This window comes from Blastococcus saxobsidens (genome assembly GCF_010682065.1).
Lineage (GTDB): Bacteria > Actinomycetota > Actinomycetes > Mycobacteriales > Geodermatophilaceae > Blastococcus > Blastococcus saxobsidens_B.
Genome location: NZ_JAAGWG010000004.1, coordinates 174,804 through 189,531 on the forward strand (window position 1 = coordinate 174,804; position 14,728 = coordinate 189,531).

Here is a 14,728-nt window from a genome sequence, read left to right on the forward strand (position 1 = left end):
CACGTCCGGCTCCGCGGGACGACTCATGACCGACCCCGTCCCAGCCGGGCCCTGACCGCAGCCAGGGGCTCCCGGAGCTCCGGAACACGGGCCATCACGAGTCCCACCACCGCGACGCCGCCGATGACCACGGTACCGACCAGCACCTGCAGGAGCGACCCTGCGGTGGACTGTCCGCCCAGGTCGGAGGTCACGATCCGGACAAGCCAGCCGGCGAGGCCCGCCGCGAGGGCCACGAGGGCGACCCGGAGCACCGGGCCGAACGTCTCGCGGGTGCGCAGGCCGCCGAGCCGACGACGCAGCGCGAGGTCGCCGATCACCCACCCCGCGACGTAGGTGATGCTCGTGGCCAGCATCAGGCCGGCCACCACGTGCTCGGGCTCGACGACCGCGGGGACCAGCAGCAGCAGCGGCACCCGGACGGCCACCATGCCGACCTGGATGAGCGTGGGGGTGCGGGCGTCCTTCATGGCGTAGAAGACCCGCAGCTGCAGGAGGGTGATCGCCATCGGCAGCAGCCCGAAGGCCCCGACGGCGAGAGCGGCGCCGATCGCCTGCGCCTCGTCCACCGAGGTGTTGCCGCGGCCGAAGACCAGCACGGCCAGCGGCGGGCCCAGCACGGTCAGGGCGGCCGTGACCGGCAGCAGGCCCAGGGCCGAGAGCCGGGTACCGAGCGAGAGGTCCTGGACCACGCCGTGGACGTCGGACCGGGAGGCCGCCCGGCTCATGCGGGGGACCAGCGCGGTCAGCAGCGCGACACCGATGATCCCGTACGGCATCTGGAACAGCAGGCTGGTGTAGGAGAACGCCGCCGGTCCCAGGCCTCCGGCGAGCGCGGCGTCGTTGGCGATGCGGGTGGCGACCAGCACGCCGATCTGACTCACCGCCACGTAGGCGATCACCCACAGCCCCAGGGCGCCCGCCTCCCGCAGCCCGGTGTCCCGGAGACCCCACCGGGGCCGGAGGGGAACCCCGACCCGGCGCAGCGAGGGCACCAGCACGAGCGCCTGCACGGCGATGCCCAGCACCGTGCCGATCCCGAGCAGCCACACCAGGCCGGGAGCGATGGTCTCCGGCTCCAGCGAGCCGGGTCCGGCCGCGGCGAGGAAGACCAGGCCGGTGGCGATCACCACGACGTTGTTGAGCACCGGCGCCCAGGCCGGCGGCCCGAAGACGCCGCGGCTGTTGAGCACCGCCTGGGCGAAGGCGCCGAACCCGTAGAAGACGATCTCCACCAGCAGCATGCGGGCCAGCCAGTTGGCCAGCCGGTACTGCTCGGGATCCTCGTCGAGCCCGTACAGCGCGGTCAGCAGGGGCGCGGCGAGCACGGCGACGACGGTCATGACGGTCAGGCCGGCCATGGCGACGGTCGCCAGCCGCTGGGCGTAGCCCACGCCGCCGTCCCGGTCGCGTTCCTGGGCATGGACGAGCAGCGGCACGATCACCGAGGTCAGGACGCCGCCGAGCAGCAGCTCGTAGATGATGTTCGGCAGCGTGTTGACGACGACGTAGGCGTTGGCCACCAGCCCGACGCCGAGGGCCGCGGCCAGGACCATCGTGCGGAGCAGGCCGGTGATCCGGGAGACGAGCGTGGCGACCGCCATGGTCCCGGCGGCGCGCAGGATGCCCCCGCTGGCACCCGGGCTGCCCTCGCGCTGCTCGACGTCCTCGTCGGTGTCGGAGGCCGACCGCGGTACCGGCGGCAGCACCGGCATGGGGAAGACCTGGGTCTCGTCCGCCGCCGGGACCCAGCGGTGCCGCAGCGGGGGCAGGGGCGGCAGCGGCGCGGCCGGACGGGGGGCGCGGCGCGGCGCGGCGGCGACCGGTGGCTCGCGCCGGGCCGGCGGCGGGGGCGGCGGCGTGGGCGGCGACGGCCGGCGGCGCGCCGCGCTCCCGGCCGGACGGCCGTCCGGGCCGACGGCGTGCTCGTCGACGTGCGGGTGCGCGGCGACGGCGGCATCCCGGGGCGGCGTCGCCAGGTACGGCGCCGGGGGCAGGCCGGGCGTGCCGTTGCGTCGCGGGGGCGCCGGCCGGGCCGGCGGCGGGGGAGGCATGCGGAGCACCCGGGGGCGGCGGTCCTCGTCGTGGGCGGGCGCGGCCGGGTCGGAACCCTCGGTCCCGGCCTGCTCGGAGGCGTCGGGTCGATCGCTCACACCGGGCTCCTGGTCGGGGGCACCGGCAGGCCGGTCACCGGACCCTCGGCCGGGGCGGCGGCCGCAGCACGGCGCCGCCGGACGAGGTTCACGAACCGGCGCAGGAAGAGCAGCCCGAGCAGCGAGGCGGCGCCGATGGTGATCGACAGCGAGATCGACCCGTAGGCGGTGCTCTTCACCTGCATGTCCACCAGCTGGCCCAACGGGCTGCCCGAGGGCGTCGTGACCCCGGCGGTGACGGCGAAGCCACCGGCCCGGCGGACCTCGGTGGGCACCTGCAGGGTGGTGCGCTGGCCCGGCGCGAGGGTCTGGGGACCGATGTCCCCGATGGACAGGCCACGGCTCCCGCGGGTGCGGACCTGCAGCAGCACCTGGACGGGGAAGGGGAGGGCGTTGTCGATGGTCAGCACCAGGGGGGCGTCGCTGGAGGCCAGCGTGTAGGTGCCGTCCGCCGGGGCGACGACGGTGATCCGCTGGCGCAGCCGGTCCATCCACGTCCGCACGGCCTCGGCGGAGTCGAGGTAGGCCGCCGGGTCACCTGTCCACAGCACCGATGCGCTCCGGGCGATGGCGGCGTCGTGCTCCTGGAGCGCCACCCCCGCGTCGCCGACGACGGCACCGGCGAGATCGTTCCGGATGGCCACCGCCTCGGCCAGGGCGGCGGTACCGGCCACGTCCAGGCGCTGCTCGTCGGGCGGGACGACCAGCTCCCCGGCGGGGGCGGGCGGCAGGTTCCCGAGCCCCTCCACGGTCTCGGCCCGCAGCCAGGGGAGTCCCACCGTGTCGGCCATCATCGCGCCGGCGCCCTCGACGCCGGCGACGACGTCCCGCGGCGGGGCGACCAGGACGGTGGGTTCCGCGGTCGGCGGGGTCTGCTGCGAGAGGGCCGCCAGCTCGGCGAGGTAGCGCTGCTCGGCCATCCGTGGGCCACCGGGGACGTCCTCGGCGGCCCCGACGACGGCGCTGAGGACCGGGTCGGCGACGAGGACGTCGAGCGGGCGGTCACCGAGGGGCACGGTGGTGTGCGCGACGGCGTCGGAGCCGTCGGCGCCCACCGCCGACCAGCCGTCGGAGAGCGCGTCGCCGCCCAGCACGACCCGGTCGATGCCGCCGTCGCGCAGGGTGTCGAGCGTGGCCGCCTCGAAGGAGCCGTCCGACGCCCAGGCGAGGTCGGTCGCGGGCGTGACGTCCAGCTCCTCGATCAGGATCTCGGCCCCGGCCCCGGTGGTGCGCGGCGGCTCCGCGGCGGGTGCCTCGCCGTCCCCCGTCGGCAGCGCGGGCTCCGGCGGTGCGCCCGGCGGGTCCTGGGCGGTGCCCTCGGGGGAGCCCGGGAGGCTGCGCGTGACCACGGCCTGCATGCCCGTCGTCTGGAGGGTGTCGGCGTCCACGTCGCCGTAGGGCAGCGCCACCACGGGATGGCTGTCGGCCAGCGCGCGCAGCCGGTCCAGGTAGGCCACCGCCGCCTCGGTGCCGGTGCCGGCGTCCTCCTCGCCCGCGACGGCGTAGGGGCCCTCGGCCATGAGCGCCAGCGCCTCGACCAGCGCCGGGTCGATGGCGAGGGTGACCGGGAGCGAGGGGGTCGAGGCGGCGTCGCCCGGCCCGGAGTTCCGCGGCAGCCGCTCGATCACGGCCAGGGCGCGGTCGAGGCGCCCGCCCGCGGAGATCGACTCGGCCAGCTCGTCGTCGGCGAAGGCGCCGGAGGGCGCCCGGTGGGTGCGCTCGGAGAGCGGCCACAGCCAGGCCACGGCCGTGCGGGCCGCGGGCTGCTCCGCCTGCCGCACCAGGAAGGTGGACAGCTCGCCCACGCGCTGCTCGTCGCCGGCGACGATGCCGTTGACGTTCAGCAGCGTCGGGTACACGCCGTCGCGGTCCAGCTGCAGGTCGTCCGACGGCACGGAGTAGGTGAACGGGATGGTGGCCCCGGGGGCGAGCTCCTCGGGGACCGTCGCGAACGGCCCGAGCAGGGCGGTGGCCGGATCGGGGTCCACCACGGCCTCGGCCAGTTGCGCCCTGTTGGTGCGCACGACGCCCCGCTGGAGGCGGACCGACAGGTCGGTGATGGTCTCCGGGCCGGTGTTCGTGAGCGTCCCGGTCACGGTGATCAGTGATCCCGGGGTCACGATCCGCGGCTCGAACCGCGCGACGTCGATGCGGACCGGCCGGTCGGCGCGGACCGCGTCGTCCGGGGAGCTGGGCGCCGCGAGGACCGGCGCGGCGTGCGCCGGGAGCACGGGGGGTGCGGTCAGCGCCAGCGTGCCGGCCAGCAGCGGGACGAGCGCGGCGGCCCGCCGGGCGGCACGCGTCCGGGCGGAGGCGTCGGCGGCGGGGCGGCCGCCGGCGCGGGCGGCAGCCGGCCGCGTCACGCGCTGTCGGCCAGGAGTCCGGGCGCGCGCTCCACCAGCGCCCGCTCGTCGGCGTAGGCCAGCCGGGTGCTGAGCTCCTCCAGCGGCACCCAGGCCACCTCGGTGACCTCGACGTCGGCGTCGGACAGCGCCCCACCGATCGCGCGGAGCAGGAAGTGGTGCACGGTCTTGTGCACCCGCCGCCCCTCGGCGACGAACCAGAAGTCGATGATGCCCAGCGGGGCGACGACCTCGCCGATGATCCCGGTCTCCTCGGCGACCTCGCGGACGGCGGTGTCCTCCGGGGTCTCACCGGCCTCGATGTGCCCCTTGGGCAGCGACCAGAGCAGGCGCCCGCGACGGTCGGTGCGCCCGATGAGGGCGGCGCGGGGCCCGGTCACGCCGTCGTCGGCCACCACCAGGCCCCCGGCGGAGGTCTCGTCGACCCGGCGCAGCCGGCGGCCCGGGCGCCCTCGCCCGCCCGTCCCAGCCATGTCAGGAGGGTAGCGCGACTCCCTGCGGAGCTCCGGGAGCAATCGCGTCCCGGGCACCTGCGGGCAGGGAGTGGGCATCGCCGGACGGCGGCCGCACTAGTCTGGCTCGTCGTGTCCGCCACCCCCTCGAGCCCCGCCGAGCCCCAGCCGGTGCCCCCGGCTGTCCAGGAGACCGTCCGCAACCTGGTGGAGCTCTCCCCCGTGCTCACCGAGCTCGGGCAGCGGTTCGCGGCCGCGGGCTTCGAGGCGCACCTGGTCGGTGGATCGGTCCGCGACGCCCTGCTCGCCGCGGGCGCCGGCGGGTCCCGCGTCCCGGGCGACCTCGACGTCACCACCGACGCCCGCCCCGAGCAGGTCCTGGGGCTGCTGCGCGGGTGGGCGCGTTCCACGTGGAACACCGGCATCGCCTTCGGCACGGTCGGCGCCGACGTCGGCGGCACGCGGGTCGAGATCACCACGTACCGGGCGGACCGGTACGACCGCGAGTCGCGCAACCCCGAGGTGGCGTGGGGCGACTCGCTCGTCGACGACCTCGTCCGCCGGGACTTCACGGTGAACGCGATGGCGGTCAGCCTGGGGCCCGATCGCACCGTCACCGACCCGTTCGGCGGTCTCGGCGACCTGCTCGCCCGCCGACTGCGCACCCCCGGCGCCGCGGTGGAGTCCTTCGCCGACGACCCGCTGCGGATGCTGCGCGCCGTCCGGTTCGTCGCCCAGCTGGGGCTCACCCCCGACGACGACGTGGTCGCGGCGATGACGTCGCTGAGCGGGGAGCTGGCCCGGATCACGCCGGAGCGGGTGCAGACCGAGCTGTCCAAGACGCTGCTGCAGGACTCCCCGCGGGCCGCCCTCGAGCTGTTCGTGTCCACCGGCCTGGCCGACGTCGTCCTACCCGAGCTGCCGGCGCTGCGCATGGAGATCGACGAGCACCACCAGCACAAGGACGTCTACACCCACTCGCTGACCGTGCTGGACCAGGCGATCGAGCTGGAGAGGGCCGATCCCGGGTCCGGGTCCCCCGACCTGGTCCTCCGGCTCGCCGCCCTCCTCCACGACATCGGCAAGCCGGCCACCCGCCGGCACGAGCCGCGCGGGCGGGTCTCCTTCCACCACCACGAGGTGGTCGGCGCCAAGCTGGTCCGCAAGCGCCTCCTCGCGCTGCGCTACCCGAAGGACGTCGTCGAGGCGGTGTCCCGGCTCACCTTCCTGCACCTGCGCTTCCACGGCTACGGCCGCGGCGAGTGGACCGACTCCGCCGTCCGCCGCTACGTGACCGACGCCGGTGACCTGCTCCCCCGCCTGCACAAGCTCGTGCGCTCGGACTCCACCACGCGCAACCGGAAGCGGGCCGCGGCGCTGGCGGCGACCTACGACTCCCTGGAGAAGCGGATCTCCGAGCTGGCCGCCCAGGAGGACCTGGCACGGGTCCGGCCGGACCTCGACGGCAACGCGATCATGGAGATCCTGGGTCTGGGCCCGGGCCCGGAGGTGGGAGCCGCGTGGCGCTTCCTCAAGGAGCTCCGGCTGGAGCGCGGGCCGCTGGAGCCCGAGGAGGCCGAGGCAGCGCTGCGCAGCTGGTGGGCCGAGCGCTCCGGCTGACGACCCGAGGGCTCAGCGGCGCGACATGCGGACGTACAGCGCCGCGGTGAGCAGGTACCCGACGCCCACCACGGCCAGCGTGGGCCGCGACACCCCGGAGGCGGGCAGCAGCACCGCGGCCACCATGAGCGCGGCGACGTACCCGACGTTGAACAGGGTGTCGTAGACGGAGAAGACCCGGCCGCGGTGGTCGTCGTCGATGCACTCCTGCAGCGTGCTGTCGACGCAGATCTTCACGCCCTGGCCCATGAGCCCGAGCAGGAAGCCGGCCGCGACCGCGGCCGGTGGCTGCACGAGCAGGCCGAGACCGAGCTGGGCCAGGCCGCCCCCGACCAGGAGGCCGGCGATCCAGCGCTCCTTGCCGATCCGGGACACCGCCGCGGGCGTGAGCGCCGCCGCGACCAGGGTGCCCACGGCCCCGGCCGCCACCACCTCGCCCAGACCCACCAGACCGCCCGGGAACCACGCCGTGCCCTCGGTGAACGTGTTCCGGTAGAGCAGCAGGGCCATCAGGGTCAGCAGGCCGTACCAGAAGCGGTGCAGGCTGATCGCCGTCAGCGCGGCGGCGGCTGCCCGGTCCCGCCAGGCGTGGCGGGCGCCGGAGACCATGCCGGCCAGGACCTGCCGGGCGCTGAGGACGGCGCTGCGCGACATGTGGTCGGGGCCGAGGTGGGTGCGGGTGAAGCCGGCGACGACGCCGGCCGCCGCGAGGTAGGGCAGGGCGGCCGAGAGCGCCACGGCGGAGTAGCCGGCGTCGCCGGACCCCGTCAGCGGGAGCAGCGCCAGGGCGACGCTCCCGCCGATCACGGTGGCGACGGCGCCCGACGTCGTCGACACAGCGTTCGCCGACACCAGGGAGGGTTCGTCCGTCGTGTGCGGCAGGCCGGCCGACAGCGCGGCGAGGACGAAGCGGTTGACCGAGAAGACGGCGAGCCCGGCGGCGTAGAAGCCCGGTCCCTGCACGCCGGCCAGGATCAGCCCCGCCACCACGGCCACCAGGCCGGCGCGGACCACGTTGGCCCGCAGCAGCACCTGCCGGCGGCTCCAGCGGTCCAGCCACACGCCGGCGAACGGGCCGACCAGCGAGTACGGGAGGAGCAGGACCGCGAAGCCCGCGGCCACGTCGACCGGGTCGGCCGCCCGCTGCGGGTTGAACAGCACCGTGCCGGCCAGCGCGGCCTGGAAGACGCCGTCGCCGAACTGCGACAGCAGCCGGGTGCCGAGCAACCGGCGGAAGTCGCGGCGCGCGAGCAGGCCGCGCACCGTCGTCCCCGCCTCGGCCACGCGGCCACCCTAGGAGAAGGACCCCGTCCTCCCCACCATTCGCAGGCTCGCGTCGGGACCCTGCGGGGGGCCGCCCGTCCTCCCCGCCATCGGCGGCTTCGTGGCGGGAGGCGCGGCACGGCCCACGGCCCCGGAGTGGGGCACACTGGGGAGGATGTCCTCGGTGCCCGCGTCGCCCGATCCCGAGTCCGGTCCGCCCGTGCGGCCAGTGACCGGACGCCGACGCGCGTCCGCGGTCCCGGCGCTGTCGATCGGCTGCCTGGACGACGTGAGCGCCGGCACGCTCCTGGTGGCCATGCCCTCGCTCACCGATCCCACGTTCGCCGGGACCGTCGTCTACGTGCTGGACCACTCCGACACCGGCACGCTCGGCGTGGTGCTGGGCCGGCCCAGCCAGGTGGAGATCCGCGACGTGCTCCCCGGCTGGTGCGATCTCGCCGTGTCCCCCGGGGTGTTCCACGTCGGCGGCCCCTGCGAGACCGACACCGCGCTCTGCCTGGCCACGGCGAGTGGCGCCGAGCCCGTGCCGGGGCTGCGGCCGGTGGCCGACGAGGTGTACCTGGTGGACCTCGACGGGGACCCGGTGGAGCTCGTGGGGCGCCTCACCGGGCTGCGCGTGTTCGCCGGTTATGCGGGCTGGTCGCCGGGCCAGCTGGCCGGCGAGATCGCCGAGGGCGCCTGGGCCTGCGTGCCCAGCCGGCCGGGGGACGTGCTCAGCGAGCTGTCCGGCCCGCAGCTGTGGCGGCAGGTCATGGGCCGGCAGAGCGGCCGCCTGGCGGTGCTGTCCACCGCTCCGGCCGACCCTGCCGCGAACTGATCCCGCGACGCGTCCCTCAGGGGCAGCGCGAACGGCGGGGATCTGGTAGGAATGACGTCGGCAGGGGGCGGTCTGGGGAAGAGGCCGCCCCCTGCCACTGTCTTCGGGCCCGCTCCGCACTCGGAGCGGGCCTTCTGCGTGTCAGACGCCGAAGGACGCCGCGACCCGGGGGTGGTCGGCCACGTCGGCGGTCTCCTCCGCGCCAGGCAGCGCCACCCGGCGCGGGCCGTGCTCGCCGAGCGTGACGGTCAGCTCCAGGTCCCCCTGCGGGAGCGTGGCGCGGTACTGGACCAGCGTCTGGTCGCCGTCGTCCACCGCCACGGTGCGGTCCTCCCGCAGCCGGTAGACCACGGTCGGCCGGCCGTCGACGCTCTGCCGGGCGTGCCAGCGGTAGGGGCCGTCGAGGAAGAGCTCCGGGTCGTCGGCCGTGCGCGCCGAGAGGTTGAGCAGCACCCGGACCAGCACGTCGAGCAGCTGGGGGTCCGCCGGGTCGGCCTCCAGCGGCCGGCGCAGGTAGGCGGCCGCGGCGGCGCCGTCGCCGTCGAGCGCCTCGGTCAGCCCCGGTACGTCGCCGAACCAGAGCTCGTCCCGGTCGAAGAACAGCGTCCGGGTGTCGCGCTCCTCGCCGTCCACGACCGTGACCGCCTCGGCCCTGCCCTCCGACCGCCGGAAGTCGATCTCGCCGGTGAGGGTGAGCACGGCGTCCTCGGCGAAGGGCACGGTAACGACGAAGTCGGCCCCGCCCTCCTCGTGGTTGCGGTGCAGCAGCTCGGCCAGCACCGCGGCCTCGTCCTCGGTGACCGGCTCACCGGGCCGGCGCTCCCCGTTCGAGCAGCCGGCGAGCAGGAGGGCGGCCAGCGCGGCCGCGCAGAGCCGCGCGGCGGGCGGGCGGCGGACGGGCATGGTGCGAAGCGTAGGGAGCCCGGGACGCTCAGCCCGGGAGGAACGCGCAGGGCCCGCATCTCCGGCGGAGATGCGGGCCCTGGTGACGCCCGGGGCGTCGGTCGTCGATCAGCGCTCGACGTCACCCTTGATGAAGGCCTCGACCATGTCGCGGGCCTCGCTGTCCCGGTACTGCACCGGCGGGCTCTTCATGAAGTACGCCGACGCGGACAGGATCGGGCCACCGATCCCCCGGTCCTTGGCGATCTTCGCTGCGCGGACGGCGTCGATGATGATGCCGGCCGAGTTCGGGGAGTCCCAGACCTCGAGCTTGTACTCCAGGCTCAGCGGGACGTCGCCGAACGCACGGCCCTCGAGGCGGACGTAGGCCCACTTGCGGTCCGACAGCCACGGCACGTGGTCCGACGGGCCGATGTGCACGTTGCCGGCGCCCATGTCCCGCTCGATCTGGCTGGTGACGGCCTGGGTCTTGGAGATCTTCTTGGACTCCAGGCGCTCCCGCTCGAGCATGTTCTTGAAGTCCATGTTGCCGCCGACGTTGAGCTGCATCGTGCGGTCCAGCTGCACGCCGCGGTCCTCGAACAGCTTGGCCAGCACCCGGTGGGTGATGGTGGCCCCGACCTGGCTCTTGATGTCGTCGCCGACGATCGGCACGCCGGCGGCGGTGAACTTGTCGGCCCACTCCTTGGTGCCGGCGATGAAGACCGGGAGGGCGTTGACGAAGGCAACGCCGGCGTCCAGGGCGGCCTGGGCGTAGAACTCGGCGGCCTGCTGCGACCCGACGGGCAGGTAGCAGACCAGGACGTCCGCGCCGGAGGCCCGCAGGGCGGCGACCACGTCGACCGGCTGCTCGTCGGACTCCTCGACCATCTCGCGGTAGTACTTGCCGAGACCGTCCAGGGTGGTGCCGCGCTGGACGGTCACGCCAAGCGGCGGGACGTCGCAGATCGCGATGGTGTTGTTCTCGCTGGCGACGATGGCCTCGGAGAGGTCGCGGCCGACCTTCTTGGCGTCGACGTCGAACGCGGCGACGAACTCGATGTCGGAGACGTGGTACTCGCCGAACCGGACGTGCATCAGCCCCGGCACGGATGCCGACTCGTCGGCGTCGCGGTAGTAGTGGACGCCCTGCACGAGCGAGGCGGCGCAGTTACCGACGCCGACGATGGCGACCTTGACTGACCCCATGACTCTCCTTCTCCTGGACCTGGTGGTCCCGTGGACGCCGGACCAGGTGCGGTCCGGTGCTGGCTGCCGGCGGGGCGGTGCCCCGCCGTCGTGCTAGTCGGTGTCCGGCCGCTTCCCTGGACCGGGGGCGGCCGGGCGGTCGCCCGGGGGCTCCGCCCGTTCGCCGTCGACGAGTTCCTTGTCGATCAGCTCGGCGAGCCAGCGGACCTCCCGGTCCACCGACTCCAGGCCGTGCCGCTGCAGTTCGAGCGTGTAGCGGTCGAGCCGCTCGCGGGTCCGGCTCAACGACGTGCGCAGACCCTCCCGCTGGCGCTCGACCGTGCGACGGCGGCCCTCGAGGATCCGCAGCCGCACGTCCCGCGCGGTGTGCCGGAAGAAGGCCAGCCGGACGCCGAACGAACCGCCGTCGTCGTAGGCCTCGGGGCCGGTCTGGCCGACGAGCTCGTGGAACCGTTCCTTGCCGTCGGCGGTGATCGTGTAGACCACCTTCCCGCGGCGCCCGGTCAGCGGAGGTGCGTCGGCGGGCAGCAGGGACCGCGGCGCGGGCTCGTCGGTGCTGATCAGCCCGGCCGCCTGCATCCGCCGAAGCGCGGGGTACAGCGAGCCGTAGGAGATGCTGCGCAGCCCGCCGAGCACCTGCGCCAGCTGCTTGCGCAGCTCGTAGCCGTGCATCGGGGACTGGTGCAGCAGACCGAGGATGGCGAACTCGAGCACGCGCCGCCCCCTGTCTCCTCGATCGATGTATCGCCACGATACATCGGCCCGCGAGTTCGATCAACCCCGGTCCCAGGGGTCACCTGCGCCCCGACCTCGGGTGTCGCCGCTCACGGAGCCCCCCTCGCAGGGCCCCGGTGCGTACATTGGCGGCCGTGCCCGGACGCCGATCCGTCGTGGACTACTCGCTGCAGCGGCGAGCCGTCCTCGCCGACGTGCACGCCGGGCGCACAGGTCTGTTCGAGGTCTGCGACGCCAGCCCGTACCTCTCCCGGGCCGCGAAGTACCACGGGCAGCCGACCGACGTGCCCTGCCCGGTGTGCCGCAGGGACCGGCTCACGCTGGTGAACTACGTGTACGGCGACCACCTCGGGCCGGTGGCCGGCCAGGCCAAGACCGAGGTCGAGCTCGCCCGCATGGACAACGCGCAGGACGAGTTCTCCGTGTACCAGGTCGAGGTGTGCCGCAGCTGCGGGTGGAACCACCTCGACTGCTCGTACGTCCTCGGGATCGAACCGGTTCCCGGGCGGCAGCCCCGCCGGGGGCGTCGCCGTGCGGCGACGGAGCAGTGACGGCCGTCCGTCGCCCCACGCATGGACCCGGGGCCCCCGATGTCGCGGGCCCGGTCCGCCCCCACAGCTGAAGACGCTCCGCCGCGACCGGGCAGGTGCCCGGCGCCGACCATGACAGTTCAGGAAGGGGTGTGCTCGTGCCCAGCCACGACGAGACCTCGCCCGTCGCGCCGCGGGCCGGCTCCGTGCGCCGACCGTCGCCCACCCGCACACGCAGCACGGGAGGCGGCGGTGGCCGCCCACCGGTCCCGCCCCGGCGCCCCGGCGGCGGCACCGGTGCCGCCCGTGGCGGCACCAGCGCCTCCCGCGGTGGCACGAGCGCCTCGCGTGGCGGCACCAGTGCCTCCCGTGGTGGCACGACGGCGGCCCGCTCCGGCGGCCCCGGCCGGCCCCCCGCCAAGAAGGCGACGAAGGGCAAGGCGGCCGGCAACAAGAAGCAGCGCCGCAGACGCCGGCTGAAGATCGCCGGCGGCGTCATGGGCGGTCTGCTCGCGCTGCTGTGCGTCTTCGTGGGCGTCGTGTACGCCAGCACGGAGGTGCCGAGCCCCGACTCGGTGTCGACCAAGCAGACGACGGTCCTCTACTACGGCGACGGCGTCACCGAGATGGCGCGGCTGGGCGACGAGAACCGCACCAACGTGCCGCTGGGGGAGATCAGCGAGCCCGCGCAGCGGGCGGTGCTGGCTGCGGAGAACCGCAGCTTCTACTCCGACCCCGGCATCTCGTTCACCGGCATCGTCCGGGCCGCGTGGAACAACCTCACCGGCGGCTCCACCCAGGGTGGGTCGACCATCACCCAGCAGTACGTGAAGAACGCGTTCCTGACCTCGGAGCAGACGTTCAGCCGCAAGTTCCAGGAGCTGTTCCTGGCGATCAAGCTGGACAACAACTTCTCGAAGGAGCAGATCCTCGAGAACTACCTCAACACCATCTACTACGGGCGCGGCGCCTACGGCATCGAGGCCGCGGCGAACACCTACTTCGGCATCCCGGCCGCCCAGCTCACCGCCGAGCAGGGCGCCGTGATGGCCGTCCTGGTCCGCAGCCCGTCCAGCTACGACCCGGAGACCAACCCCGAGGGCGCGCAGGACCGCTGGGGCCTGGTGCTCGACGCCATGGTCGAGGAGGGCTGGCTCACCGACGCCGAGCGCGCCGCCGCGGTGTACCCGGCGGTGCTGCCCAAGGGTGGCTCGACGCTCGGCATGCCGGAGGGGCCGGAGGGCCACATCGTCACCCAGGTCAAGCAGGAGCTGGAGGCCCGCGGGTACGACGAGCAGCAGATCAACGCCGGTGGCCTGCGGGTCACCACGACCATCAGCAAGCCGGCGCAGGACGCCGCCGTCGCCGCCGTCCGCGAGGTCACCGCACCCCCGGAGCCGCAGGAGCTCAGGGAGGCGCTCGTCGCCATCGACCCCCGGACCGGTGGGGTCGTCGCCTACTACGGCGGCGAGAACGGCGTCGGCACCGACTACGCGCAGGCGCAGCGGCAGCCTGGCTCGTCGGTCAAGCCCTACGTCCTGGCCACCGCGCTGGACCAGGGCATCGGCATCCAGGCCCGGCGCGACGGCAGCGACGACCAGACGTTCCCCGACCGCCCCGGCCAGCCGGTGACCAACTCCGGCGGCGTCGGCTGCGCGGCCTGCACGCTGACCGAGGCCATCACGCGCTCGCTGAACACCACCTTCTACAGCCTGGCCTACGAGGTCGGCCCGGAGAACGTCCGGGACACCATCCTGGCCGCGACCGGGCTGCCCGACACCTGGCAGGACGGGAACCTCGCGGGTGACCGCGTGCTCGCCGCCCCCGGTGGCGCGACGGGCTCGTCGATCGGCATCGGCGAGTACGAGATGCGGCCGATCGACCAGGCCCAGGGCTTCGCGACGCTCGCGGCCGGCGGCATCCGGCGCGATGCGCACTTCGTCGCGAAGGTGACCGACAGCGAGGGCACGGTGCTCTTCGAGCAGGCCGCCCTGCCGGGCGAGCAGGTCCTCCCGGCCGACACCGTCAACGACGTGACCGTCGCCCTGAAGGAGGTCGCCTCGTACTCCCGCCGGGCGCTCGACGGTGGCCGCGAGGTCGCCAGCAAGACGGGTACGCAGGGGCAGGGCGAGAACAACTCCGATGCCTGGATGGTCGGCTACACGCCGTCCATCGCCACCGCCGTCTGGATGGGCAACGACTCGCCGAGCGACCCGATCGTCGACTCGCGCGGGCGGATCATCTACGGCGCCAACCTGCCCGGGGCCATCTGGCAGCAGTTCATGGACGCGGTGCTGGCCGACACCCCCGAGGAGGACCTGCCGGACAAGGCGCTGATCAGGGGCGACAGCGGTCAGGGCGTGCCCGAGCCGACGCCGACGCCGACGCCCGAGCCGGCTCCGGTGACCACCCAGGCGCCGGTCACCACGGCGGCCCCGGTCCCGACGCCGTCGACCTCGAGCGCGCCGAAGCCCGTCGACACCGACGGCGACGGCGTCCCCGACGACCGGGACTTCGCTCCGAACGACCCGTCGATCTCCACCCGGCCCGCCGCGCCGGTGGACAGCGACGGGGACGGGGTGACCGACGACCGGGATCCGGCGCCGAACGACCCGACGATCCCCGGTCGCGGGAACGGTCAGGGCGAGCCGGGGCCGATCCTCCCGCCGCCCCGCAACTGATC

General features: G+C 74.7%; 11 protein-coding genes. 4 read left to right on the forward strand and 7 right to left on the reverse strand.

The annotated features are described in order from the left end of the window. Window positions 1-23 precede the first annotated feature (23 nt). Genes murJ through GCU60_RS03965 form a run of 3 tightly spaced genes read right to left on the reverse strand, consistent with a single transcriptional unit; the run spans window position 24 to window position 4,989 of the window. The gene (gene murJ / locus GCU60_RS03955) at window positions 24-2,153 is read right to left on the reverse strand and encodes a murein biosynthesis integral membrane protein MurJ (RefSeq protein ID WP_345770376.1); all 2,130 of its coding nucleotides are present in this window, start codon (window positions 2,151-2,153) and stop codon (window positions 24-26) included. Continuing rightward, complete coding sequence (locus GCU60_RS03960) at window positions 2,150-4,516, reverse strand: DUF6049 family protein (RefSeq protein ID WP_163202417.1); 2,367 nt, start codon at window positions 4,514-4,516, stop codon at window positions 2,150-2,152. The genes murJ and GCU60_RS03960 overlap by 4 nt, the downstream gene beginning before the upstream one ends. Then, complete coding sequence (locus GCU60_RS03965; RefSeq protein ID WP_104526483.1) at window positions 4,513-4,989, reverse strand: NUDIX hydrolase; 477 nt, start codon at window positions 4,987-4,989, stop codon at window positions 4,513-4,515. The genes GCU60_RS03960 and GCU60_RS03965 overlap by 4 nt, the downstream gene beginning before the upstream one ends. Before the next feature lie 111 nt (window positions 4,990-5,100). On the opposite strand from GCU60_RS03965, the gene GCU60_RS03970 reads away from it, so the two are divergent. After that, complete coding sequence (locus GCU60_RS03970; protein WP_345770377.1) at window positions 5,101-6,588, forward strand: CCA tRNA nucleotidyltransferase; 1,488 nt, start codon at window positions 5,101-5,103, stop codon at window positions 6,586-6,588. Between the two features lie 12 nt (window positions 6,589-6,600). Here the strand turns inward: GCU60_RS03970 and GCU60_RS03975 are convergent, their stop codons facing one another. Continuing rightward, on the reverse strand, window positions 6,601-7,872 hold the full coding sequence (locus GCU60_RS03975) for an MFS transporter (protein ID WP_163202419.1): 1,272 nt from the start codon (window positions 7,870-7,872) through the stop codon (window positions 6,601-6,603). 208 nt (window positions 7,873-8,080) lie between these two features. On the opposite strand from GCU60_RS03975, the gene GCU60_RS03980 reads away from it, so the two are divergent. Continuing rightward, the gene (locus GCU60_RS03980) at window positions 8,081-8,689 is read left to right on the forward strand and encodes a YqgE/AlgH family protein (RefSeq protein WP_345770378.1); all 609 of its coding nucleotides are present in this window, start codon (window positions 8,081-8,083) and stop codon (window positions 8,687-8,689) included. Window positions 8,690-8,830: 141 nt separating this feature from the next. Here GCU60_RS03980 and GCU60_RS03985 read toward each other — a convergent pair whose 3' ends face one another. The 3 genes from GCU60_RS03985 to GCU60_RS03995 form a co-directional block, all read right to left on the reverse strand. Further along, a complete protein-coding gene (locus tag GCU60_RS03985; RefSeq protein ID WP_163202423.1) occupies window positions 8,831-9,592 on the reverse strand; it encodes a hypothetical protein in 762 nt (253 codons plus the stop codon). Between the two features lie 108 nt (window positions 9,593-9,700). Beyond that, window positions 9,701-10,780 (reverse strand): inositol-3-phosphate synthase, encoded by a 1,080-nt coding sequence (locus tag GCU60_RS03990; RefSeq protein WP_163202425.1) that lies wholly within the window; start codon window positions 10,778-10,780, stop codon window positions 9,701-9,703. A 93-nt stretch (window positions 10,781-10,873) separates the two neighbouring features. Beyond that, the gene (locus GCU60_RS03995; protein WP_345770379.1) at window positions 10,874-11,494 is read right to left on the reverse strand and encodes a PadR family transcriptional regulator; all 621 of its coding nucleotides are present in this window, start codon (window positions 11,492-11,494) and stop codon (window positions 10,874-10,876) included. A 155-nt stretch (window positions 11,495-11,649) separates the two neighbouring features. Here GCU60_RS03995 and GCU60_RS04000 point away from each other — a divergent pair, with 155 nt between their 5' ends. After that, window positions 11,650-12,066 (forward strand): DUF5318 family protein, encoded by a 417-nt coding sequence (locus GCU60_RS04000; RefSeq protein WP_163202427.1) that lies wholly within the window; start codon window positions 11,650-11,652, stop codon window positions 12,064-12,066. 137 nt (window positions 12,067-12,203) lie between these two features. Then, window positions 12,204-14,726, forward strand: coding sequence for a transglycosylase domain-containing protein (locus GCU60_RS04005; RefSeq protein WP_345770380.1), 2,523 nt, complete (start codon window positions 12,204-12,206; stop codon window positions 14,724-14,726). The last annotated feature ends 2 nt before the right edge of the window (window positions 14,727-14,728 follow it).